Source organism: Arthrobacter sp. Marseille-P9274, from assembly GCF_946892675.1.
GTDB lineage: Bacteria > Actinomycetota > Actinomycetes > Actinomycetales > Micrococcaceae > Crystallibacter.
This window is the reverse complement of sequence record NZ_CAMPOV010000001.1, coordinates 1801904-1823823: the sequence shown is the minus strand read 5'-3', so window position 1 is coordinate 1823823 and position 21920 is coordinate 1801904. Positions and strand designations below refer to the sequence as shown.

Below are 21920 nucleotides of genomic sequence, written 5' to 3'. Positions count from 1 at the left end.
TGGGGGAGCGGTTCCCGCTGGGGACAGGCTCTCCGGCCGCTGAAGGCCATGCGACGCTCCCGATGGATCAGGCTGACGTGCGTTACGTCACATTGTAGCCGGGGGTCGTGAACACTGCGTGAACGATCGTCATGCCCTGCGCCGCCGGCCGACGGCACGAACCGGGGCCGCAGGTCCGCCGCCGGGACCGCTGTGAGAAGCTAGGGTCTGTGAACGACGTAACCCTCATCATTCTGTACGCTGTCATCGCCATAGCCGTCGTCGGAACCGTTGCCATTCTCCTGTTGAAGGGCCGCAAGACCCCGCCCGGCACCTACACCACGACGCGGGACGCCAATGACCAGGCTCCCGCCGCCGGACAGGGCGCCGGAACGGATGTGCTCGAGGCGCCGCCTGCGCCGCCCGCGCGGCCCGTGCCTTCGGACGAGGCTCCAGCAACGGACGTCGAAGTCGCCGACGACCTGGCCGGGCTGGAAACCGTTGCCGTCGAGACGCCCGCCCCGGTCCAGGGCCGGCTGGCCCGGCTGCGCGCCCGCCTCGTCAAGTCGAACAACGCCCTGGGCAAGGGCCTGCTCGCCCTGCTCTCGCGCGACGACATCGACGAGGACGTCTGGGACGAGATCGAGGAGACCCTGCTGCTGGCCGACCTCGGCACCGAGCCGACCATGGAACTGGTCGACGCGCTGCGCGAGCGGGTCAAGGTTGAGGGCAGCCGCGATCCCGAACACGTCAAGATGATGCTCCGGGAGGAGCTGATCAAGCTCGTCGACCCGGGTATGGACCGCTCGCTTGCCGTTGACCGACACTCGGACCGCCCCGCCGTCGTTATGGTGGTGGGCGTCAACGGCGTGGGCAAGACCACCACCGTGGGCAAGCTGGCCCGCGTCCTGGTGGCCGAAAACAAGGACGTCCTGCTCGGCGCCGCGGACACGTTCCGGGCCGCCGCGGCGGAGCAGCTGGCCACGTGGGGCCAGCGGGTGGGCGTGCCCACGGTGAAGTCCGACGTCGACGGGGCCGATCCCGCGTCCGTCGCCTTCGAAGCGGTGAAGGCGGGCATCGACCAGGAAGTCGACGTCGTTATGGTCGACACCGCCGGGCGCCTGCAGAACAAGGTCGGCCTGATGGATGAGCTGGGCAAGGTCAAGCGCGTCATCGAGAAGCAGGCGACGGTGGACGAGGTGCTGCTGGTCCTCGATGCGACGACCGGCCAGAACGGGCTGAACCAGGCCAAGGTATTTTCCGAAGTCGTCAACATCACCGGCATCGTGCTGACCAAGCTGGACGGCACCGCCAAGGGCGGCATCGTCGTGGCAATCCAGCGCAGCCTCGGGGTGCCGGTGAAGCTCATCGGCCTCGGCGAAGGGGCGGACGATCTGGCCCCGTTCGAAGCCGAGGGCTTCGTCGATGCACTGCTGAACTAGCCGCCGCGGCCTCCGCCGCTGGCCGCCCGCCGCTGGCCGCCCGCCGCTGGCCGCCCGCCGTGCACAGAAGGCGCCTCCTGCGAATTTGAACTGGTCCCCTGAAGCTGGACTGGGTAATTAAGAGCCTAAACCTTGAGGGCCTGAGCACGGTATTGCACCGGGCTCAGGCCCTCAAGCTTTGTGGAGATCCTTTCGGTGTTGTACCAGCGGATGTATTCGTGGATGGCTGATGTGAGTGCGCCGGTGCTGAGGAATCGGACATGGTGGAAGAGCTCTTCCTTGAGGTGTCCGAAGAAGTTTTCCATCACTGCGTTGTCGTAGCAGTTGCCCTTGCGGGACATCGATTGGATGGCGTTGGCGCCCTGCAGGAGTCTCCGCCATGAGGCGTGCTGGTATTGGAATCCCTGGTCTGAGTGCACGATCGGTTTCTGCCCATACTCGAGCGTTGCCAGCGCCATACGCAGTGAGGTGTTGGTGAGCGCCAGGTTCGGGGACAGGCCGACGGTGTAGGAGAGGATCTGCCGGTCGAAAAGGTCCATGACGGGTGAGAGGTAGAGTTTTCGACCGTCGACTCTGAACTCGGTCACATCCGTTACCCACTTCTGGTTCGGGGCATCGGCATCGAAGTCCCGGTTCAGCAGATTGGGGGCAGTTTTGCCCTGTTCGCCTTGGTAGGAGTTGTAGCGTTTCCTTTGCCGGACCTTGCAGACGAGCTGCAGGGAACGCATGAGCTTCAGCACGGTCTTCTTCGCGATCGTCCACCCTTGCCGGGTCAGTTCAGTGTGGATGCGGCGGTGCCCGTATCTGCCATGGTTCTTTGTGAAGATGGTCGTGGCAGCGCTCTTGACTGCTTCCTTCGGGTCGGGAGCCCTGAGTCGGGCCTGGTGGTAGAAGAACGTCGAACGGGCCAAGCCGGCGACCTGCAGCAGAACCGGCAGCGAAAAGTCGGCCTTGAGGGCGATGATGGCCTGAACCTTCACCGTTGTTTTGGTGCCCTCAAGGCCCGCAATTTTCCCAGGTAGGCCACTTCCGCCCGCAGCCGTTCATTCTCCCGGCGCAGCCGCTCCAGTTCAGATGGCTCCGCCGGCGGTGGAGCGCCGGGCTTCCTCGGTCTGCCTTTAGGCTTCGGACGCAGGGCGTCCGCGCCCTGGCGGTGATATACCCGTACCCATGTCTCGAGCAGACGAGGTGAGGACAGGTCCGCCTCAGCCGCGAGGTCCGAAGCGCTCTCACCGGCCAGGAACTTCTCTACCAAGGCGAGCTTAAACTCGAACGAGTACGCCTTTTTTGTCGGTTTGCCCACGAGCGCTCCTCGACCATGGATCCTCCACCGCCGATAAAGGTGCCTAACCGGCCAGCGGGCCACGCCCAGTATGGTTGCGGTCGCCGTATCTGCGATGCCCTTCTCGAACCACGCTACAGCGGCCTCCCGCTGCACAACCGACAACGAACTACGTGCATACATAAAAGTGCTCCCCGGATGTCGGAACTGAATTTCTCAGTCCAACTTCCGGGGAGCACTTCAAATTCGCAGGAGGCGCCTTCAGTATTGAGGGCCTGTTGCCGCACGGTCCCGGGCCGCTGCTAGGTCAGCGTCCAGGAGCGCTTGGAGAGGCCGAACCAGAACCCGTCGATCGCCGTCTTGGCTTCGATGCCGCTGGAGGCGTAGGCGGCTCCGAGGGCAACGTACAGCGGGGCCCAGTGCTCGGAACGCGGATGTGCCTCCCGCGCGGCCGGCGCCTTATGCAGGAAGTCGAGGATTGAATCGACGTCGCCGCGGGCCATCGCCTCCTCGGCCCAGTGGTCGAACTCGCTCGAGGCCGCGGGCGGGGTCGTGTCCGGGCCCGCCGCGGGGTTGAACCAGCGCAGGTTGTGGGTGGTGAAGCCGGAGCCCACGATCAGCGTACCGCGCTCGCGGAGCGGGGCCAGGGACTTACCGAGCTCGAACAGGCCCTGCGGATCCAGTGTCGGCATTGACATCTGCACCACAGGAACGTCCGCGTCCGGGAACATCTCCACCAGCGGAACGTAGGCGCCGTGGTCGAGGCCGCGGGACTCGTCGTGCTCCACGTGATGGCCGTGCACGGACACCAGCCGGTCCACCTCGGAAGCCAGTTCCGGGGCCAGCGGGGCGTCGTAGGTGACGTCGTAGTACTTCTGCGGGAAACCCCAGAAGTCGTAGACGAGGTCGGTCTTCCGCTCGGTGGCGCTCAGCGTGACGGGGGCGTTCTCCCAATGCGCGGACACCATCAGGATGTCCTTCGGCTTGTCGAAGCCGGTGGACCAGTCGGCCAGCTGCCGCGTCCACGTTGCGTCGTCCGCCAGCGGGGGAGCGCCGTGGCTGAGGAAGAGGACAGGGGGGAGAGTGGCGGTTTCAGGCATGGTTCCAGTGTACGGTTTTTTATTGAAGTTTCAAGTATTCACCGACGCTTGATCCGGCGATAGCTCAGAAGGCCGGGGATGCGGCCCCTCTCCTGCAGCGGGACCCCGCGGGAGAAATCGGCCCACAACTGCCGCAGCCGCCGGCCCTGTTCGTCGACGGTCTCCCACGAGACCCCGGCCAGCAACCGCGACGCGGCCCAGGACTGCCGGGTGCCGAGCAGCAGCGGCAGGTCGATTGTGTGGGCAGAGCCGTACGGATTGCCGGGGGCGGCCCAGGAGATCACGTACCTGTGGGCGATGCCGCCGGCACGTGCATGGCGCCTGGCGAACCGGCGGATGGCCCGGGAGTAGACCGCCGCCGTCACGGTCCTGACGATGGCGCGGCGGATCAGGGCACCGATCAGCGGCACCCGAATGGCCCGCTGCAGTGCAGGCACCGTGGGCAGATAGAGCCGCGCCTCTTCGGCAGTGTGGCCGATGAGGATGTCGATCTGCGGGGCTGTGCGGTCCCAGGCCGCATTGATCCCGTGTTCCGCCGGCAGGGGATGGTGCCCGTACTGGGTGCCGAACGCCATCTGCCCCATAAGCCCGAACGAAGCGGCATGCCGCTGGACCTCGGACTGCAGCGCGACGACCTCGTCGGCTGGCATATCGGCGGTGACCGCCTCCGCCGCCCGGGCCATGGCGGCGTGCATCCTGTGCCGGCCGCGGGAGATGCCCAGCGGCGGACTCTGGAGGATGGCCCTGCGAAACAGCGCTTCCGCCCCGGGAGCCGCCATGAGATGGGCGACGGCGTCGCCGCCCGAGGACTGGCCAAACAGGGTGACCCGGTCCGGATCGCCGCCGAAGGCCGGGATGTTGCGCTGCACCCAGCGCAGGGCCTGGAGTTGGTCCAGCAGCCCGAGGTTGGCGGGCCGGGTGTGCCCGGATCCCAGGAAGCCGAAGAGACCCAGCCGGTACGTCACCGCCACCACGATTACGCGTTGTTCGGCGACCAGCCGGGCCGGGTCCATGATCGGAGCGTCGCCGGCCCCGGTGGTATACGAACCTCCATGGATCCAGACCATGACCGGAAGACGCTCGTCGGTTCGCACATTACGCGGCAGCGTGATGGAGAGCCGCTGGCAATGCTCATCCTGGCGGAGGCCCGCCAGCGCGTCGCCAAGGACTTCGGCGAGGAAGCGTGAGCGGACCTGCGGGCAGGCCGGCGACGGTTCCGCCGCCACGAACGGTTCTGTCCGGTCCCGCGACGGGACCGGGACGGCGAAGCGGTCTGCGGTCGCGTAGGGAATGCCGGTGGCCCGGACGACGGCGCCGTCATCCCGCGCGTGCACCGGACCGCAGGGCGGCGCGAAGGTGAGCGTGGCGGTGTCCATGCTTCCCTTCTCTTGCTCCGGCCGGTCCTGCCTTGCCGGCTGGGTTTCCTGCCCATCCAGCCGCGGTTCACTCTTCGGCCGGGCCACTGTCCTCACTACGAAAGCCGCCCAGCGAGGGTGGGCGGCTTTCGTTCGCTGCGGGGTCTAGGCCCAAATATACTCGTCGGCGATCGCGCCGTCCTTCCATTTGGCCACAGTCACCCTTCGGCTGCCGTCTTCGAATTCCCCGATGACGCAGGTCCACTCGCCTGATCCGAAGCGGATGGGTGGGCGGGGATGCGGGGCGGTGTCCCATCTGCGGCCTGCACGCACGCCTTCATCGCGTCAATATGCTCGATGACGCCGTGCGTGGGTTCCTAGCCCTTCCAATCGACGAGGACGTCGTCCGTATGGTGGTGGGCGAAGACGCCGTTCCAGTCGGCCTTGTTCCAGCCGTCGACGTCGAGATCGTCCGTTCCCTTGAGGTTGCGGTCTACCTGATCGTCCTGCATGGGTGCCTTAATGGGTCAGGACTTCGGCGGGGAGGGCCTGGCCAGGGTTTCGCGGCCGAACAGCGCCCACAGCAGCGCCGCGGCCAGCGCGACGGCTCCGGTGGCGGCAAAGGCCCAGTCGTAGCCGAGGCGGTCTGCCAGGACGCCGGCCAGCACCGGGCCGAGGATGGCGCCGCCGTCCGTAGCCATCTGAACGACCGCCAGCACCTTGCCGCCGGTGCGGTCATTGCCGATGATGTCGGCGACCGCGGCCTGCTGGGCCGGACCGAGGAGGCCCGAACCGAAACCCGCCGTTATGGAAGCGGCCACGAAGAGCGGGACGGACTCGGTGAATCCAATGGCGGCTATGGACAGCCCCGCGATGACCAGCCCGACGATCACCAAAGGCCGCCGCCCGGCGGAATCGGAGAGCCTGCCGGAAAATGTCAGGGCCAGTGCGTTGCCCACGGCGAAAACCGCGAGCGCAAGGCCGGCGGTCGCCGGCCCGGCTCCCAGTACGGCCGCGGCGAAAATAGGAATCAGCGCCATCCGGACGCCGAAGGTCGCCCAGCCATTCGCGAACGAGGATACGATCGCCGCCCTGTAGGCGGGGTCCGCCAACGCCTCGCGCACGGCCATCGGCTCGGGAACGGGGACGTCCTCGCCGGTTCCGGCCGGCGGTTTCTTCAGCATCACGGCGACCACCGCGGCGGCAATGACCAGCGCGACGGCATAGACGATGAAGGGCATGCGCAGTCCGAACCCTGCCAGCAGGCCGCCGGCGACCGGGCCGAGGATACCGCCCAGGAGGAAGGTTGACGCGTAGGCGCCGGACACCCTGCCCCGGTTGTTCGGCGGGGCGAGCCTGAGAATGAGGGCGGTTGCGGAGACGGTGAACATGGTGGAACCGGCGCCGCCAAGGCCGCGGAACAGCAGCAGCTGCCAGTAGTCCTGTGCGATGGCGCAGGCGCCGGTCGAGACCGCAACAATCAGCAGGCCAATGAGGTAGACACGGCGCTCGCCCCACTTGCCGACGAGGGCACCGCCGACGGGAGCGAAGACGAGGCGCATGAAGGCGAAGACGCTGACGATGACGCTGGCGGCTGCCACGCCTACGTTGAAACTCGCGGCGAACTGTGGCAGGACCGGCGCGACGATGCCATAGCCAAGGGCGATAACGAACGCGGCGGCGATCAGGACCTTGATGTCCCGCGGTAGCGGGGCGCGGGACACTTTGTCGCGGACGTCTCGAGGGGCGCCCGGAACGGTCACCAACCGGCGGAAGAGGGGCATGGATCAACCCTAGCCGGGTGTGAAACACGTCTGAAACACGCACGACAAGCGGGTTTTACCTGCGCGCATTCCTTGTAACTTTCCCGCAATGTGGCCACCCATCGCAGGAAACACGTGCCCGGCAATCTTGATGCAGATGCGGGAACAGCCCGCCCATGGACGAGAGGACGTGAAAATGGATCTGTCAGCAGGTCACGTCTGGGTAATGATCTCGGCGGCCCTTGTGCTGCTCATGACGCCAGGTTTGGCATTCTTCTACGGCGGCATGACCCGTGCCAAGGCCGCCTTGAACATGATGATGATGAGCTTCATTTCCATCGGTCTGGTCGCCGTGGTGTGGGTGCTGTGGGGCTACTCCATGAGCGGCGGCGACGGGGTGGCGCAGCTGTTCGGCAACCCGTTCGCCTCCTTCGGCATGGAAGGCCTGCTGAACACCGAGGACCTGATCGGTGCAGGCTACGGTGCCACCTTCGCGATCATCACGGTAGCGCTCATCTCCGGAGCCATCGCCGATCGCGCCAAGTTCAGCTCCTGGGCCCTCTTCGTCCCGATCTGGGTCACGCTGGTCTACTGCCCGCTGGCCTTCATGGTCTGGGGCGGCGGCCTGCTCAGCGCAGAGGGCGCCATCGGCTCCTGGGCCGGGGAGGCCATCGACTTCGCCGGCGGCACCGTGGTCCACATCAACGCCGGCATGGCCGGGCTGATCCTCGCCCTGATCCTCGGCAAGCGCAAGGGCTTCGGCAAGGACCCGGCGCAGCGTCCGCACAACATCCCGTTCGTTATGCTCGGCGCTGCGCTGCTGTGGTTCGGCTGGTTCGGCTTCAACGGCGGAGCTGCCGGCACTGCTGAGGAAGCCGGCCTCATCTGGATCAACACCATGGCCGCCCCGGCCGCTGCCATGCTCGGCTGGCTGGTAACCGAACGCATCCGCGATGGCCGCCCGACCTCGCTCGGCGCAGCCTCCGGCGTGGTGGCCGGACTGGTCGCCATCACCCCGGCCTGTGCGAACGTGTCGCCGGTCGGCGCGATCGGCCTCGGCCTGGTCGCCGGTGTCCTCGCCGCCCTGGGTGTTGGACTGAAGTACAAGCTCGGCTACGACGACTCCCTCGACGTCGTCGGCGTCCACCTGGTCGCCGGTATCGTCGGTACGCTCGCCCTGGGCTTCATCGCCCTCCCGGTCGACGGCGCCGGCGGCGGCCTCTTCTACGGCGGCGGCTTCGCCCAGCTGTGGGCCCAGGTTGTTGCTGCAGTCGTCTCCGTCGTCTACTGCGCCATCCTGACGGTCCTCATCGGCCTGGCCATCCACAAGACCGTGGGCTTCCGGGTCAGCGAGGAAGAGGAAGTCACCGGCGTGGACCTGACGCAGCATGCAGAAAGCGCCTACGAGTTCGGCGGCCTGGGCACCGGCGGAACGTTCGTCCCGCACCCGGCCACCGACCGCAGCGCCCACGAAGGTTCCAAGGAAGAGGTAACGGCATGAAACTGGTCACCGCCATCATCCGCCCGGAAAAGCTCGAAGACGTCCGCGGCAGCCTGGAGAGCTACGGCGTCCAGGGACTGACGGTCAGCCAAGCCAGCGGATACGGTCGGCAGCGCGGACACACCGAGGTCTACCGCGGCGCAGAGTACACCGTCGACCTGCTGAAGAAGCTGCGGATCGAGGTCCTGGTGGCCGACGAATGGGCCAACGACATCGTCGACGTCCTCGTCGCCACCGCCAACACGGGCCGCGCCGGCGACGGCAAGGTATGGCTGATCAACGTCGAGGAAGCCGTGCGGGTCCGCACCGGAGAACGGGGCGAAGCCGCCATCTGAGCTATCCGGCAGGCACGCAGGACGGTGAGGCCGGAAGCAGAAGGGCCGCCCCGGGGCGCAGCACGAATATCGTGGCTGTCGTTCCCGGGGCGGCCCTTCTCATTTCCGCGGCAGGGCGCTGTCGGGACGGGAGGTTTCCCAGCCTTGCGGGCCGCGGCTTCCGGCTTGGTACTCCTCGAGCGGGACGTCGCCGGCGGCCCAGGCCTTGAGGACAGGTTCGACGATCCGCCAGCAGTCTTCTGCGATGTCGCCCCGGACGGAGAGCAGGGGGTCTCCACGCAGGACGCCCTCGAGGACTTCGCCGTAGGGGAGCAGGTCCGGGGCGTGCATCGCCGCCTCCAGTGCCACCCGATCGAGGGTGAAGAGGTCGCCCGGGGCGTTCACGTCGATTTCCAGCTGCAGCGTTTCGGGTCCGAAGCCGACCCGCAGCCGGGTCGGAGCATCAACGCCCTTGAACCCCGCCGGGACCTGCACCGGCTTGAAGGTCACGATGGCCTCCTTCTGCTGCTCGCCCAGGGCCTTGCCCGAGCGCAGGATGAAGGGCACGCCGGCCCAGCGGAAGTTGTTGATGGAGACTTCGATTTCCGCGAGCGTTTCCGTGTCGCGCGCCGGGTCGACGCCGTCTTCTGCCGCATAGTCCGGAACGTCGCGTCCGTCGATCTGCCCGGCGGAGTAGCGGGCGCGACGCGTGCTTCCGGCGTAGTCCGGATTGACGGAACTCGCCCGCAGGACACTGCCGATATGGTCCCGCAGGTCCCGTTCGGTCAGCGAGGCCGGCGCGTTGATCGCCATCAGCGCCATGATCTGCAGCAGATGGCTCTGGATCATGTCGCGCAGCGCGCCGGCTTTGTCGTAGTAGCGGGCACGCCCCTCCAGCGCCAGCGATTCGTCGTAGAAGATCTCGACCTTCTCGACGTGCAGGTTGTTCATCAGCGGTTCGAGGAGCCGATTGGCGAACCGCAGGCCAAGGATGTTGAAGACCGTGGCCTTACCGAGAAAGTGGTCGACGCGGTGGATCCGGTCTTCCGGAACCAGCGAGAGCAGCGTGCGGTTGAGCGAAGCCGCGGATTCCTGGCTCGTGCCGAACGGTTTCTCCAGCACCAGGCGGGTCCCCGCGGGCAGGTCCTGCGGCTTCAGCAGTTCGCAGGCCTTCTGGCTAACGGCCGGCGGCAGCGCAAAGAAGACCGCCACCGGTGCCTCGACGGAGTCGATCAGGCGTGCGAGGGCCCCGTCCGCCGTGACATCCACCACGTGGTATTCCGTGCTCTCCTGGACGGAGCGCAGGTCCTGCCTGCCGGCGTCGTTAGCGTTCCCCGCACAGTCGGTGAACGCCGCCCCAACCCGGTCCCGCCACCTGGCCGTGTCCCAGTCGTCCGAGCCCGCGCCGACCAGTTTCAGGCCGTGCGTCCGCCCTTGGGCGATCAGCTTGCCCAGTCCGGGCAGCAGCAGCCGCCCCGTCAGGTCGCCGGACGCGCCCAGGATCAGCAGCGTCCGCACCGGCTCCGGGCCGGGATTCTGGTTGGTGGTTGGCGTGCTCGCGGGGTTCGTCACATTCACACCATGCCACCGGATGGGCGAACTGTCGCCCGCTTGGCCCGATTTCGGATCCGCCATCGGGGCGTCCGGGACCAACCTCAAGTCCATACTTGGTACGCTGGAAAAGCTGTACTCCGGCCATGCCCGCCGGATCTGACCGAAGATCGACGAAAGAAGTGCACGGCACGTGTTCAATTCACTCTCTGACCGGTTGGCCTCAACCTTCAAGAACCTGCGCGGCAAGGGACGCCTGTCCGAAGCCGACGTCGACGCCACCGTCCGCGAGATCCGCCGCGCCCTCCTCGATGCCGACGTCGCCGTTTCCGTGGTGCGTGAGTTCGCCGCCCATGTGAAGGAACGGGCGCTGAGCGAGGAAGTTTCCGCCGCCCTCAATCCCGGCCAGCAGGTCGTCAAGATCGTCAATGACGAGCTGGTCCGCATCCTTGGCGGCGAGACCCGGCGCATCCGGCTGGCAAAGAACCCGCCGACCGTCATCATGCTGGCCGGCCTGCAGGGTGCCGGCAAGACCACCCTCGGCGGCAAGCTGGCCAAGTGGCTCAAGGGCCAGGGCCACAGCCCCATTCTCGTGGCGGCGGACCTCCAGCGGCCCAACGCTGTCACGCAGCTCCAGGTCAACGGCCAGCGCGCCGGCGTCCCGGTCTTCGCGCCGCACCCGGGAGTCCAGTCCGAGTTCGAGGCACCCACCGGCGATCCGGTGGCTGTAGCCCGCGACGGCGTGGCGGAGGCGCGCGCGAAGCTGCATGACGTGGTGATCGTGGACACCGCCGGCCGGCTGGGCATCGACGCCGAAATGATGCAGCAGGCAGCCGACATCCGCGCCGCCATCAACCCGGACGAAGTCCTCTTCGTCATCGACGCCATGATCGGCCAGGACGCGGTCAACACCGCGCAGGCCTTCAACGAGGGCGTCAACTTCACCGGCGTGGTGCTCTCCAAGCTCGACGGCGACGCCAGGGGCGGTGCGGCGCTGTCGGTGGCCTCCGTCACCGGCAAGCCCGTGATGTTCGCATCCACCGGCGAGAGCCTGGACGACTTCGAGATCTTCCACCCGGACCGCATGGCCAACCGCATCCTGGACATGGGCGACATCCTGTCCCTGATCGAGCAGGCCGAGAAATCCTGGGACAAGGGCGAAGCCGAACGGATGGCGAAGAAATTCGTCGACCAGGAGGACTTCACGCTCGAGGACTTCCTCGCGCAGATGCAGCAGATCCGCAAGATGGGCTCGATGAAGAAGATGCTCATGATGATGCCGGGCGCCGCCGGCATGCGGCAGCAGCTGGAGAACTTCGATGAGCGGGAGATCGACCGGGTCGAGGCGATCGTGCGCTCCATGACGCCGCACGAACGCCTGGCGCCCAAGATCATCAACGGCTCCCGGCGTGCCCGCATCGCCCGCGGTTCCGGCGTCCACGTCTCCGAGGTCAACGGCCTGCTGGAGCGCTTCGGCCAGGCCCAGAAGATGATGAAGAAGATGGCCCAGGGCGGCGGTATCCCAGGCATGCCCGGGATGGCGGGTCCCGGCGGCTTCGGCGGTGCGCGCAAGGGCAAGCAGGTGGCCAAGGGCAAGAAAAAGGCCCGCTCTGGCAACCCGGCCAAGGCCGCCCAGGAGCTGCGCGAGGCCGAGGAGCGCCGGGCGAGCGCCCGGAACGCGCTGCCCACGGGCGCCGCCTTCGGCCAGCAGCAGGAGGAGTTCGACCCATCGGCGCTGAACCTGCCGAAGGGTTTCGAGAAATTCCTCGGTAAGTAGCTTTCAACGCAAGGTCCGGCGGCTTTGCCGGATCCTGCTGCAGCGCGCCGAGGCAGGCCGAGCAGGGAGGGCAGTTGTGACCAAGCAGCACCTGGATGGATTCTACGGTTCCGTCTGGAAACGGCCTGCCTCGGTGGCCGTCATCGTCCGCACGGTCGGCGGGTCGGTCCTGCTGGCCCCGGACCCCAAGGGCGGCTTGGCCTTGCCGGCCGGCCTGGTCAAGAGCGGCGAAGATCCCCGCGGGGCGGCCGCTCGAGTCCTGGACGGGACGTCACTGCAACTGCCGCTGGGCCGGATTCTGGCCATCGATTACCAGCAGGTGCCGGACTCGCCCGCCGAGGCCTTCACCTTTATTTACGACGGCGGTACGTACGAGGGCGGTGAACTCGCGGCGGCGGCCGGGGGACAGGCGGGCTTCCTGGACTTCCAGCTCGCGCTGATGGAGCTGGACCGGACGCAGGCGGCACAGCTGAAGGCCGCGCTGGACGCCCACGAGCTGCTCACGGTCCTCGAACTGCGGAACGGTCAGCCGCTGGAAACCGTGCAGCGGGACGTGCCGCGGCGGGAACTCATCGCCGGTTTCGATGGGACGCTGAGCCCTGGCCGCTAGATGGGCCTCCCGGTCCGCCGGGAAGACGCGCGTGGTGTTCGTGCACGGACCGGGCCGCTTCGGCGCCGCCGCCTGGCCGTACCAGCATCGGCTGGCAGGGAAGTACGACTGCCTGTTCCTGCGCCGGCACGGCTTCGCGCCCACGGCCGCGCCGCTGCCGACGGATTTCCAGGCCGACATGCACATCGTGCTTGCCAATCTCGGGGAAGGCGGACACGTCGTCGCCCATTCCCACGGTGCGATCTCCGCGATGATGGCCGCCGTCGAGCGGCCGGACCTGGTGCGGTCGCTGACGCTCTTCGAGCCCGCCTGCCTGTCCCTGACGGCAGACCTGCCGGCCACCCGGGCGCAGCGGGAGCGGTTGGCACCGCTGTATGCTGCCCGGGCCGAGCTGACGGACGAGCAGTACCAGCGGGAGTTCAGCTGGCTCATGTTCGGCTCCCGTCCCGGGCCGCTGCGCACCCGGCAGGAGCGCCGGGAGGCCCGGCGCCTGCGGTTGCAGGAGGCGCCCTGGGCCGCGCCGCTCAGCATCGTCCCCGGCCTTCCGACCCTGGTCGTCACCGGAGGCTGGGAGCCGCTCTACGAAGAAGTCGGCGAGTACCTGGCCACCACTGGGGCGGTGCACCGGCATGCGCCCGGCCATCATCGGCCCCAGGATCGTGCCGAGGGGCACGGGTTGCTGACAGAATTCCTGCTGAACTTCGAACAGTAGCCGCGGCTACCGCCGCTCTTGCTAGCGTTGTGTCATGAACGCATTTGGCTGGGAGCCGGTATCCGGGCAGCTTTGGTGGCCGTGGCCCCTGGACGGACCCGGCGCCCGGGCCCTGCTCCGAGAGTTCGCGGACCGTTCCCTGCTCGGCGCCTTCGCAGCGGGTAACCCGGCGGCCGGCCAGACCGTCGTCGAGTTCCTGCTGGCCCGCGACCCCTCGGGCCGGGTCGCCGTCCTGGATCCGGAGGGGGCGGCGGTGGCCGGCCCTGACTACCGGATGCTGGCCCAAAGCCTCTCGTTGGCCGCCGGTGGCGCCGTGGACATCGACGGCTTCGAATACGAGGCGCCGGCGGCGGACGCGGCCCTCGAGCTGGACCCCTCCGAAGGCGGGACGGCGCTGGACTCCGTGGAAGTTGCGGAGCCACCCGTGCTGCGCACCGTTATGGTCGGACGGTTCCGGCGCGAGGACCTGCTGATGTTCGGTGCCCTGAACTCGGCGCCGCTGGACGTCTTCGAGGACGACGGCGAACGCGGGCGCCGGATCGTCGTCGTTCATGGCGGTGCCTCGCCCGGGCTGTACAACTGGCCGGAGCAGGCAAAGCCGATGGCCGCCTTCATGAACTTGGACGGCCTGCGCGCCGTCGAGGCCTGGCTGCCGGGGACACGGAAGGATCCGGCCAACAATTTCTGGCATGCGTGGCAGCCGCAGCCCAAGCCCTTCCCGAGCACGGACCGGGCTTCGGCCGAGGCGCTTCGGCTCCTCGGCACGCTCATTCGTTCGGCGGATCCGCATACGGGAGACCTCGCGCGGGCCTTCGGGCTGGACCGGCAAGCCGAGGCCCGCCTCTCCGGGCTGCTGCTGGGCGAGGAGTCGGAAGACGTGCTCGCGCAGACCGCCGAAGCCCTGGGCCTGCCGCGGCTGGCAGGGGAGCTGGCGGAATCGGGCCAGTCGGCCCGCGCCGTCCCGGAACACATGCCGGCGCTTCCCCTGGGCAAGGCCGTGCTGGAACTGATGGCTACGCCCATGACCGGCAGTTCTCCGCTGGCCCGCTGGCACCGCCGCATCCTCGCTCATCCGGAGCTGCTCGCCGGCAGCGCCGCCGTCGCGGCAGGGGCGGCAGTCGTTCTGCTGCGGGCCTCCGGCCGTCCCCTGCGCCGGAACGGCGGCCTGCTGCGTGCCGGCGCCCTCTCTCTCGCGGCCGAGGCCGCCAGCGAACTGGCCCTCTACGGCTACCTGAAATTCCGCCGCCGCTGACCTGGAACGCCCGTGAGCCGGGGACTGGAACAAACGTGAAGCTTCAAGTATTGTTACTTGTATGAATCTTCAAGTAAATGCCCAGGACCTGCTGCCCGCCGACCTCAGCATGGGCACCGTGATGCTCAAGGTCGGCGATATGAAGACCATGGCTTCCTACTACCAGCAGGCGCTCGGACTGGAACCGCTGAGCGAGGGCCTCGGCGGCGTCTATCTGGGCCGCGGCTCCACCCCGCTGGTCCATCTGGCCCCGGCGGCGGGCCTCCAGCTGCCTTCCCGAGGCGAAGCGGGCCTGTTCCATACCGCGTTCCTCTTCGAGGACCGTTCCTCCCTTGCCGCCACGGTCGCAACCGCGGCCCAGTATGACCCGCGCCGGTTCGCCGGCAGTGCGGACCACCTGGTCAGCGAGGCGTTCTACTTCACCGATCCCGAAGGGAACGGCATCGAGCTGTACTTCGACAAGCCCCGCGAGAGCTGGCAGTGGAACACCGGCGCCGACGGCAGCCGCGAAGTCCACATGGACAACGTGGCCCTGCCGCCGCAGCTGTACCTGCAGAACCACCTGACCGAGGCCTCCCTGGCCGGGCAGCGCGAGGCGGGGGCGGAGATCGGCCACGTGCACCTCCAGGTCGGCGACACCGAGGTTGCCGAGGACTTCTACGTCAAGACCCTCGGCTTCGAGCGCACCGCGGGCTGGCACGGCCAGGCCCTGTTCGTTTCCGCCGGCGGCTACCACCACCACATGGCCATGAACGTCTGGAACAGCCGCAGCGCCGGTCCGCGCAAGGATACTCTGGGGCTCGGCGAGGTCGTGATCCAGGTGCCGAGCGAGGACGAAGTCGGCGCGCTGGCCGAGCGGCTCTCCAGCGCCAAGATCGGCCACCACCACACCGGCGCCGAGCTCCGCTTCGAAGACCCGTGGCGCAACCAGCTGCGCGTCGCCGTCGGCTAGGCTGAAGACGCACCAGCCTGCCTAACCGCGAAGGGACGCCCAATGCCCGGTACAACTGAAGTCTTCGTCGCCACCCATGATGCGGCCGTGCGGCGCGCCGCCGCCCTGGAAGCCAGCTTCGATGCCCGTGCGGACACGGATGCCTCCAGCGTAGCCATCGAGGACGCCCCGAATGCGCGGATCAACGGGATCACGGACCTGGAGATCGAGATCCTCGGGGGGCTGGCGGCCAAAGCCATCGGTGCCGCCGGCGATGCCACTCTGGACATGGCAGACGTCTCCAGCGATTACCTGATGGTGGCCCCGGATTCCATGGTGGAGTCCTTGGCGGAACTGCTGACGTACGTTGACGACGGCGGAGAATCCGCGATCCCGGAGGTCGCCTCCCTGTGGGCCTCGGAGGAGGACATGCCCTTCAGCGGGGACGTCGCCGAGGAATACGTCCGCCGCCTGGCGGAACTGGCCCGGCAGGCCGAAGAGGGGGACCGTCTCCAGCTGTACGTCTGGAGCAGCACGGCGGAAGCCTGACCGGCGCGGAGCCAATCCGCCGACTCGCGCGGATTGGCTCCCGTCTGGCACAATAGACAGGTACTCGATCTGCGCGGCCCCTCTCTCCGTGCATGCATCTTGTCCTTTGAACCCCAACCATGGCCCGCCCCACGGGAGCAGACATACGGGTTCGCCCATTTTCAGAACCAGGAGTGACCACAAAAGTGGCCGTAAAGATTCGCCTTAAGCGCTTCGGTAAGAAGTTCTCTGCCCACTACCGCGTCGTTGTCATGGATTCCCGCGCCAAGCGCGACGGTCGTGCCATCGAAGAGATCGGGCAGTACCACCCGACCCAGGAGCCCTCGTTCATCGAGATCAACTCCGAGCGCGCCCAGTACTGGCTCGGTGTCGGTGCCCAGCCGACCGAGCAGGCCGAGGTTCTGCTCAAGATCACCGGTGACTGGCAGAAGTTCAAGGGCATTGAGGGCCAGGAAGGCACCCTCAAGACCAAGGCTCCGAAGGAGGCCTTCGTGGCCCCCGAGAAGGAATCTGTCATCATCCCCGAGGCCATCACCCCGAAGGCCAAGAAGGAAGACGCTGACGAGGCTGCTGCTGAAGCTCCGGCCGAGGAAGCTGACGAGACCGCTAAGGCTGAGTAATGCTGGCCGAAGCGCTCGAACACCTGGTCCGTGGCATCGTTGACAGTCCCGAGGACGTCAAGGTCACGGTCAAAAGCAACCGCCGCTCGGAAATCATCGAGGTGCGGGTCAACCAGGATGATTTGGGCCGCGTGATCGGCAGGCAGGGCCGCACCGCCCGCGCACTGCGGACCGTCATCTCTGCCCTGGCAGACGGTGAACCGGTCCGCGTGGACGTGGTGGACACGGACCGCCGCCGCTGATCCACCGGCGACACCAGTCGAGCCATCCGGCCCCGGCACCAGATATGGTGGCGGGGCCGGACGCATTTCACCAGACCGTTCAGTACCTATCCGACAGGAGAGTCCATGCACGTCCAGGTTGCCAGGATCGGCAAACCGCACGGGATCAGAGGAGAAGTCACCGTCCAGGTCCTCACCGATGCGCCCGAGGAACGGTTCACTCCCGGTGCCCGGCTTGTGGTGGAGCCGGAACGGCTCGGTCCTCTGACCGTCCGGTCGGCGCGGTGGAACAAGGAGATCCTGCTGCTCGGTTTCGACGAAGTGGGCGACCGCAACGGCGCCGAGGAACTGCGCGGCGTGAAGCTCTTCGTGGACAGCGATGACCATGAGGACGAGGACGCGTGGTACGAACACGAGCTGGTGGGGCTGAAGGCACTCGTCGGCGACGAAGAGGTCGGCCGTGTGACCGGCCTGAACACCTTGCCCGCACAGGACCAGCTGGTCATTGAGGCAGCCAACGGCGAAGAGATCCTGGTGCCGTTCGTAGAACAGATCGTGCCGGAAGTCGACGTCGACCAAGGCTTCGTCCGCCTGACTCCGCCGCCCGGACTTTTCGAAGTCAACAGCCCGGAACACCGGACCGAACCGGACGACGGCGAGGGGGAGCGCTAGGTGCGCATCGACGTCGTCAGCATTTTTCCCGAGTATCTGGACGCGCTGGAGCTCTCCCTCATCGGCAAGGCGCGGCAGGACGGGCTGCTGGAACTCAACGTTCGCAACCTGCGCGACTTCACGACGGACCGGCACCGGACGGTGGACGACACCCCGTACGGCGGCGGGGCCGGCATGGTGATGAAGCCCGAGCCGTGGGCGCTGGCGCTCGAAGCGGTGCTGGAATCGGCGGGGGCAGGGGCCCCCGCCGACGGTGCCGAACCTGGCCCGGACAGCGCGGCGGACGACCGCCGCCCCGTGCTGATCGTTCCCTCGCCCGCCGGCGAGGTCTTCACGCAGTCGATCGCCCACGAGCTGGCGGCCGAGCAGCACCTTGTGTTCGCCTGCGGCCGCTACGAGGGAATCGATGAGCGTGTCCTCGAGTGGGCCGCGGGCTCCTTCCGGGTCAGGCCCATGAGCCTGGGCGACTACGTGCTCAACGGCGGCGAAGTGGCTGTCCTGGCAATGGTCGAGGCGATCGGCCGGCTGATTCCGGGTGTCGTGGGGAATCCCGAGTCCCTGGTCGAAGAGTCCCACGCCGACGGGCTGCTCGAGTACCCTGTCTACACCAAGCCCTCGGTCTGGCGCGGCCGGGCCGTGCCCGAGGTTCTGCTCAGCGGCAACCACGCCAAAATTGCGCGCTTCCGCCGCGATCAACAGCTACGCCGCACGGCCCTCCGCCGGCCGGACCTGGCCGGCGCCCTGGCGCCGGAGCAGCTGACTGCGTCGGACCAGTCCGTCCTGGCCGAAGCCGCCGGTCGGCAGGAGCTGCAGGACTCGCAGGAACGGTAGTCCGGATTGGCGGCGCAGGACTGCTCTGTGGCAGAATAGGTCATTGTGTTTGCTGGGCTTGCGCCTGCCACAGGGGGCGTACGTGCCAACAGCCAGACACGCCGGCGGCCAAATCCCGGACCCGCCGGTCCACTGATTTTCGGTGCTGGAAGAAGCGGCGGTTGCCGGCTTCCGCGCCGTGACCAACGTGAATGACCTGTGGCGTTCACCAGGAGTGACAAGCATGCACATCCTCGACTCCGTCGACGCAGCCTCGCTGCGCAGCGACATTCCCGAGTTCCGCGCCGGTGACACCGTCAAGGTCCACGTGAACATCGTTGAAGGCAAGAACGCTCGTATCCAGGTATTCCAGGGCTTTGTCATGGGCCGCCAGGGCGACGGCGTTCGCGAGACCTTCACCGTCCGCAAGGTTTCCTTCGGCGTCGGCGTCGAGCGTACGTTCCCGGTCCACTCTCCGATCATCGACCGGATCGAAGTTTTGACCAAGGGCGACGTCCGCCGCGCCAAGCTGTACTACATGCGCGACCGCCATGGCAAGGCCGCCAAGATCAAGGAAAAGCGCGACTTCGGCTCCGCCAAGTAGCACCTTCCTCGACTTCACGGTGCAAGACCATGCAGCTCCCCGCCTAAACGCCGGGGAGCGCTCAGAACGCCGGCCCGGGTTTCCGGGCTGGCGTTTTGTCTTCACGGCCCTGGTTGCCGCCATCGTGCTGAGCGCGGTGGTCCGGGCAACCTTTGTTGACGTCTACTACATTCCGTCGGCGTCGATGGAACCCGCACTGACAGAGGGCGACCGCGTCCTGGTTTCGCGGACCGACTACCACTACGGCCCGATCCGCAGGGGGGACCTGGTTGTTTTCGACGGCCGCGGCTCGTTTGCCCCGCTCCGCAGCGGGAATCCGGCCTACGTCGATGCTTTGCTGCAGGTGGGGCAGTGGTTCGGGTTCGCGGGAAACGGCACAACCTACGTGAAGCGGGTCATCGGGCTGCCCGGCGACTCCGTGGAATGCTGCACTGCCGAGGGCCTGCTGGAGGTCAACGGCGAGGCCTTGGCCGAGCCCTATATCCAGCCGGGAGACGCGCCGAGCGACCTGGAGTTCTCCGTCCGCGTGCCACAGGATAGGTTGTGGTTGATGGGGGACCACCGGTCGGTGTCTGCCGATTCCCGGGGCCTTCTCGGAGCACCCGGCGGCGGCATGGTTCCGACGGACCGGGTGATCGGGAGGCCGACACACATTATCTGGCCGCTGGACAGGTCCGGCGAGCTGGAACGAATCGCCCTGGGAACAGGGTCGGATGAAGGAAAATAGACATGGAGCAGGCGGCAGAAAAGCGCAGGAACCCGGCTTTGGCCTGGCTGAAGGAAATCGGGATCATTGTCGTCGTCGCACTGTTGCTGTCCTTCCTGATCAAGACTTTCCTCTTCCGGGCCTTCTATATCCCGTCCACCTCGATGGAAAACACCCTCGAGGTCAATGACCGCATCTTCGTCAACCTTCTGGTGCCCCAGCCCATCGGCCTCGAGCGGGGCGACGTAGTGGTCTTCCGCGACGACCTGGGGTGGCTGCCGGCCAACGGTGCCAGCAACGACGGCGGGAACTGGTTCCAGCAGGCGCTCACCTTTGTCGGGCTGTTGCCGGACAGCTCCGAGCAGCACCTCGTCAAGCGCGTGATCGGCATCGGCGGAGACCGGGTGGTCTGCTGCGACGCGGACGGCCGGATCACGGTGAACGGGGCGGCATTGGAGGAGCCCTACCTGCACCCCGAGTCTACGAACGAAAGCCAGCCATTCGACGTCGTGGTTCCCGACGGTAAAATCTGGGTCATGGGGGACAACCGGAACCATTCGGCCGACTCCCGGGAACACCGCGATGAAGCCTCCGGAGGCTTCATCGACCTCGACGCGGTGGAAGGCAAAGCCGCCGTCATCGCCTGGCCACTGGACCGGATGGGCGTGATCGGCAACTATCCGGAGGTGTTCGATACCGTACCGCCTGCCGAGGGCGGCGGTTCAGCACCGGCCAACACGCCTTCCGGACGATCGGAGCAGGAGGGCGCAGAGTGACACCCAAGAACCCGCATCTGCGGTTCGAACGCTCCCTGACGTCACAGGGGTTCCGCATGGTTGCCGGCGCCGACGAGGTCGGCCGGGGCGCGCTGGCCGGGCCCGTCACCGTCGGAATGGTGCTCATTGATGCCGGCGCCGTCAAACCGCTGAAAGGCGTTCGGGACAGCAAGCTGCTCAACCCCAGGGACCGCGAGCTGCTGGTCCCCCGGATCCGCACCTGGGCGGTCGCCTACGGAGTCGGCCACGCCTCCCCGGACGAGATCGACTCCATGGGCCTGACGGCGGCGCTCAGGCTCGCCGGCACCCGCGCGTGGCAGGCGGTGCTGGAAACGTCCCGCCCCGACGTCGTGATCCTCGACGGAAACTTCAACTGGCTCTCGCCGGTCGAGCAACCCACCCTCTTCGATGCGGGCACCGGGACCGGATGCGACGCACCGGTACAGACGAAAATCAAGGCGGACCTGAACTGCCTCAGCGTCGCGGCGGCCAGCGTGCTGGCCAAGGTGGAGCGCGACAACCTCATGGCCGAGCTGGCCCGGACTCATCCCGAGTACGGCTGGGAAATCAACAAGGGATATGCGACGGCCGCCCATCGGACGGCGTTGACCGCGCACGGTGCGTCGGCCGTCCACAGACGCAGCTGGCGCCTGATTCCGGCGGAGCTGCTGGACGTCGCCGGCGAGCCGGATGTCGAGGCCGCCGGTCTGGGGGCGGCAGGGGAGGCACCCGTCGCTCCAGCTGTGCGGAATGTCGAGGCCGCACTGGCTCCCGGGGCGCAGGGCGGCGAGCACTCCGAGCGGGTGGCTCCCGGCGCCGACCCGGAGGCTGAAGCGGTGTATCCCGGCACGGGCCCGGAGTCTGCGGCAGCCTCTCCCGCCGCCGACCCGGAGGCTGAAGCGGAGTATCCCGGCACGGTCCCGGAGCAGGCGGCGCCCGCCCCCAGCCTGGCTTAGCACCGCCAGCGGTATCCCGCGCCGCCGGCGGCATCCCCTACCGATCTGCGAGAAGATGGATTCATGAGCGCTGAAGACCTTGAGAATTATGAAACGGACATGGAGCTGCAGCTCTACCGGGAATACCGCGACGTCGCGGGGCTCTTCAGCTACGTTGTGGAGACGGAGCGGCGGTTCTATTTGGCCAACCACGTCGATCTCCAAGCTCGTTCTGCCGACGGCGAGGTCTACTTTGACCTAACGATGCAGGATGCCTGGGTTTGGGACATCTACCGGACGGCCCGGTTCGTCAAGAAGGTCCGCGTCTTGACCTTTAAGGACGTCAACATCGAAGAACTGACCAAGTCGGACGACCTGACCCTGCCGAAGGACGGCAACTTGGGCAACTGAGGCCAGTCCTCCTCCACAGCCCGCCTTGCTGACGGGCTTTCCACATA

At 67.3% G+C, this 21920-nt stretch carries 26 protein-coding genes; 19 read left to right on the top strand and 7 right to left on the bottom strand.

Annotated features, from left to right (window positions below; translation table 11 throughout):
* Positions 1 to 209 precede the first annotated feature (209 nt).
* A complete protein-coding gene (gene ftsY, locus OC550_RS08335) occupies positions 210 to 1421 on the top strand; it encodes a signal recognition particle-docking protein FtsY (protein WP_262105068.1) in 1212 nt (403 codons plus the stop codon).
* Between the two features lie 125 nt (positions 1422 to 1546).
* Here ftsY and OC550_RS08330 read toward each other — a convergent pair whose 3' ends face one another.
* The 6 genes from OC550_RS08330 to OC550_RS08305 all read right to left on the bottom strand — a co-directional run bounded on the left by OC550_RS08330 (position 1547) and on the right by OC550_RS08305 (position 6942).
* Entirely contained in the window at positions 1547 to 2401 is an 855-nt protein-coding gene (locus OC550_RS08330; RefSeq protein ID WP_262104266.1) for an IS3 family transposase, read from the bottom strand.
* On the bottom strand, positions 2398 to 2724 hold the full coding sequence (locus tag OC550_RS08325; protein WP_262103508.1) for a helix-turn-helix domain-containing protein: 327 nt from the start codon (positions 2722 to 2724) through the stop codon (positions 2398 to 2400). The genes OC550_RS08330 and OC550_RS08325 overlap by 4 nt, the downstream gene beginning before the upstream one ends.
* Before the next feature lie 281 nt (positions 2725 to 3005).
* Positions 3006 to 3803, bottom strand: coding sequence for a dioxygenase (locus tag OC550_RS08320; protein WP_262105066.1), 798 nt, complete (start codon positions 3801 to 3803; stop codon positions 3006 to 3008).
* 38 nt (positions 3804 to 3841) lie between these two features.
* Complete coding sequence (locus OC550_RS08315) at positions 3842 to 5179, bottom strand: carboxylesterase family protein (protein ID WP_262105064.1); 1338 nt, start codon at positions 5177 to 5179, stop codon at positions 3842 to 3844.
* Positions 5180 to 5535: 356 nt separating this feature from the next.
* A complete protein-coding gene (locus tag OC550_RS08310; RefSeq protein ID WP_262105062.1) occupies positions 5536 to 5670 on the bottom strand; it encodes a hypothetical protein in 135 nt (44 codons plus the stop codon).
* Between the two features lie 15 nt (positions 5671 to 5685).
* Complete coding sequence (locus tag OC550_RS08305; RefSeq protein WP_262105060.1) at positions 5686 to 6942, bottom strand: MFS transporter; 1257 nt, start codon at positions 6940 to 6942, stop codon at positions 5686 to 5688.
* Positions 6943 to 7117: 175 nt separating this feature from the next.
* On the opposite strand from OC550_RS08305, the gene OC550_RS08300 reads away from it, so the two are divergent.
* Together OC550_RS08300 and OC550_RS08295 are read left to right on the top strand one after the other, a co-directional pair.
* Complete coding sequence (locus tag OC550_RS08300) at positions 7118 to 8422, top strand: ammonium transporter (RefSeq protein ID WP_262105058.1); 1305 nt, start codon at positions 7118 to 7120, stop codon at positions 8420 to 8422.
* Entirely contained in the window at positions 8419 to 8757 is a 339-nt protein-coding gene (locus OC550_RS08295; RefSeq protein WP_262105056.1) for a P-II family nitrogen regulator, read from the top strand. The genes OC550_RS08300 and OC550_RS08295 overlap by 4 nt, the downstream gene beginning before the upstream one ends.
* 99 nt (positions 8758 to 8856) lie before the next feature.
* On the opposite strand, the gene OC550_RS08290 is transcribed toward OC550_RS08295, so the two are convergent.
* Positions 8857 to 10308, bottom strand: a complete 1452-nt coding sequence (locus OC550_RS08290) for a glucose-6-phosphate dehydrogenase (RefSeq protein WP_262105054.1) — start codon at positions 10306 to 10308, stop codon at positions 8857 to 8859.
* Between the two features lie 19 nt (positions 10309 to 10327).
* Here OC550_RS08290 and OC550_RS08285 point away from each other — a divergent pair, with 19 nt between their 5' ends.
* The 16 genes from OC550_RS08285 to OC550_RS08210 all read left to right on the top strand — a co-directional run bounded on the left by OC550_RS08285 (position 10328) and on the right by OC550_RS08210 (position 21873).
* Complete coding sequence (locus OC550_RS08285; protein WP_262105052.1) at positions 10328 to 10450, top strand: hypothetical protein; 123 nt, start codon at positions 10328 to 10330, stop codon at positions 10448 to 10450.
* A 30-nt stretch (positions 10451 to 10480) separates the two neighbouring features.
* Entirely contained in the window at positions 10481 to 12064 is a 1584-nt protein-coding gene (gene ffh / locus OC550_RS08280; protein ID WP_262105050.1) for a signal recognition particle protein, read from the top strand.
* Positions 12065 to 12140: 76 nt separating this feature from the next.
* Positions 12141 to 12674 carry an NUDIX domain-containing protein gene (locus OC550_RS08275; protein WP_262105048.1) on the top strand — a complete coding sequence of 178 codons (534 nt, stop codon included), beginning with the start codon at positions 12141 to 12143 and terminating at the stop codon, positions 12672 to 12674.
* A gap of 31 nt (positions 12675 to 12705) precedes the next feature.
* Positions 12706 to 13386, top strand: a complete 681-nt coding sequence (locus tag OC550_RS08270; RefSeq protein ID WP_262105046.1) for an alpha/beta fold hydrolase — start codon at positions 12706 to 12708, stop codon at positions 13384 to 13386.
* A gap of 34 nt (positions 13387 to 13420) precedes the next feature.
* Entirely contained in the window at positions 13421 to 14638 is a 1218-nt protein-coding gene (locus OC550_RS08265) for a hypothetical protein (protein ID WP_262105045.1), read from the top strand.
* A 61-nt stretch (positions 14639 to 14699) separates the two neighbouring features.
* Positions 14700 to 15590: a VOC family protein gene (locus OC550_RS08260; RefSeq protein ID WP_262105043.1), complete on the top strand. Its 891-nt coding sequence runs from the start codon at positions 14700 to 14702 to the stop codon at positions 15588 to 15590.
* A gap of 42 nt (positions 15591 to 15632) precedes the next feature.
* Positions 15633 to 16118, top strand: coding sequence for a hypothetical protein (locus OC550_RS08255; protein WP_262105041.1), 486 nt, complete (start codon positions 15633 to 15635; stop codon positions 16116 to 16118).
* Between the two features lie 185 nt (positions 16119 to 16303).
* Entirely contained in the window at positions 16304 to 16738 is a 435-nt protein-coding gene (gene rpsP / locus OC550_RS08250) for a 30S ribosomal protein S16 (RefSeq protein ID WP_262105040.1), read from the top strand.
* The gene (locus OC550_RS08245; protein ID WP_262105034.1) at positions 16738 to 16980 is read left to right on the top strand and encodes an RNA-binding protein; all 243 of its coding nucleotides are present in this window, start codon (positions 16738 to 16740) and stop codon (positions 16978 to 16980) included. The genes rpsP and OC550_RS08245 overlap by 1 nt, the downstream gene beginning before the upstream one ends.
* Before the next feature lie 105 nt (positions 16981 to 17085).
* Positions 17086 to 17631, top strand: coding sequence for a ribosome maturation factor RimM (gene rimM / locus OC550_RS08240; protein ID WP_262105032.1), 546 nt, complete (start codon positions 17086 to 17088; stop codon positions 17629 to 17631).
* Complete coding sequence (gene trmD, locus OC550_RS08235; protein ID WP_262105030.1) at positions 17632 to 18462, top strand: tRNA (guanosine(37)-N1)-methyltransferase TrmD; 831 nt, start codon at positions 17632 to 17634, stop codon at positions 18460 to 18462.
* 223 nt (positions 18463 to 18685) lie between these two features.
* The gene (rplS, locus tag OC550_RS08230) at positions 18686 to 19045 is read left to right on the top strand and encodes a 50S ribosomal protein L19 (RefSeq protein ID WP_262105029.1); all 360 of its coding nucleotides are present in this window, start codon (positions 18686 to 18688) and stop codon (positions 19043 to 19045) included.
* A 19-nt stretch (positions 19046 to 19064) separates the two neighbouring features.
* The gene (gene lepB / locus OC550_RS08225) at positions 19065 to 19772 is read left to right on the top strand and encodes a signal peptidase I (RefSeq protein WP_262105027.1); all 708 of its coding nucleotides are present in this window, start codon (positions 19065 to 19067) and stop codon (positions 19770 to 19772) included.
* Positions 19773 to 19774: 2 nt separating this feature from the next.
* Positions 19775 to 20527 (top strand): signal peptidase I, encoded by a 753-nt coding sequence (gene lepB / locus OC550_RS08220; RefSeq protein ID WP_262105025.1) that lies wholly within the window; start codon positions 19775 to 19777, stop codon positions 20525 to 20527.
* Positions 20524 to 21483 carry a ribonuclease HII gene (locus OC550_RS22300; protein ID WP_306556915.1) on the top strand — a complete coding sequence of 320 codons (960 nt, stop codon included), beginning with the start codon at positions 20524 to 20526 and terminating at the stop codon, positions 21481 to 21483. Before lepB (OC550_RS08220) ends, OC550_RS22300 begins: the two co-directional genes overlap by 4 nt.
* A 63-nt stretch (positions 21484 to 21546) precedes the next feature.
* Positions 21547 to 21873, top strand: a complete 327-nt coding sequence (locus OC550_RS08210) for a DUF2469 domain-containing protein (RefSeq protein ID WP_262105023.1) — start codon at positions 21547 to 21549, stop codon at positions 21871 to 21873.
* The last annotated feature ends 47 nt before the right edge of the window (positions 21874 to 21920 follow it).

Excerpts from the sequence above, each read along its gene's own strand:
- OC550_RS08265 (WP_262105045.1), top strand. The coding sequence starts at position 13,421 with ATGAACGCATTTGGCTGGGAGCCGGTATCCGGGCAGCTTTGGTGGCCG.
- OC550_RS08310 (WP_262105062.1), bottom strand. The coding sequence starts at position 5,670 with ATGCAGGACGATCAGGTAGACCGCAACCTCAAGGGAACGGACGATCTC.
- OC550_RS08285 (WP_262105052.1), top strand. The coding sequence starts at position 10,328 with ATGGGCGAACTGTCGCCCGCTTGGCCCGATTTCGGATCCGCCATCGGG.
- OC550_RS08305 (WP_262105060.1), bottom strand. The coding sequence starts at position 6,942 with ATGCCCCTCTTCCGCCGGTTGGTGACCGTTCCGGGCGCCCCTCGAGAC.
- OC550_RS08295 (WP_262105056.1), top strand. The coding sequence starts at position 8,419 with ATGAAACTGGTCACCGCCATCATCCGCCCGGAAAAGCTCGAAGACGTC.
- OC550_RS08315 (WP_262105064.1), bottom strand. The coding sequence starts at position 5,179 with ATGGACACCGCCACGCTCACCTTCGCGCCGCCCTGCGGTCCGGTGCAC.
- OC550_RS08260 (WP_262105043.1), top strand. The coding sequence starts at position 14,700 with ATGAATCTTCAAGTAAATGCCCAGGACCTGCTGCCCGCCGACCTCAGC.
- OC550_RS08300 (WP_262105058.1), top strand. The coding sequence starts at position 7,118 with ATGGATCTGTCAGCAGGTCACGTCTGGGTAATGATCTCGGCGGCCCTT.
- OC550_RS08210 (WP_262105023.1), top strand. The coding sequence starts at position 21,547 with ATGAGCGCTGAAGACCTTGAGAATTATGAAACGGACATGGAGCTGCAG.
- rimM (WP_262105032.1), top strand. The coding sequence starts at position 17,086 with ATGCACGTCCAGGTTGCCAGGATCGGCAAACCGCACGGGATCAGAGGA.
- lepB (WP_262105025.1), top strand. The coding sequence starts at position 19,775 with ATGGAGCAGGCGGCAGAAAAGCGCAGGAACCCGGCTTTGGCCTGGCTG.
- rplS (WP_262105029.1), top strand. The coding sequence starts at position 18,686 with ATGCACATCCTCGACTCCGTCGACGCAGCCTCGCTGCGCAGCGACATT.
- OC550_RS08255 (WP_262105041.1), top strand. The coding sequence starts at position 15,633 with ATGCCCGGTACAACTGAAGTCTTCGTCGCCACCCATGATGCGGCCGTG.
- OC550_RS08320 (WP_262105066.1), bottom strand. The coding sequence starts at position 3,803 with ATGCCTGAAACCGCCACTCTCCCCCCTGTCCTCTTCCTCAGCCACGGC.
- OC550_RS08245 (WP_262105034.1), top strand. The coding sequence starts at position 16,738 with ATGCTGGCCGAAGCGCTCGAACACCTGGTCCGTGGCATCGTTGACAGT.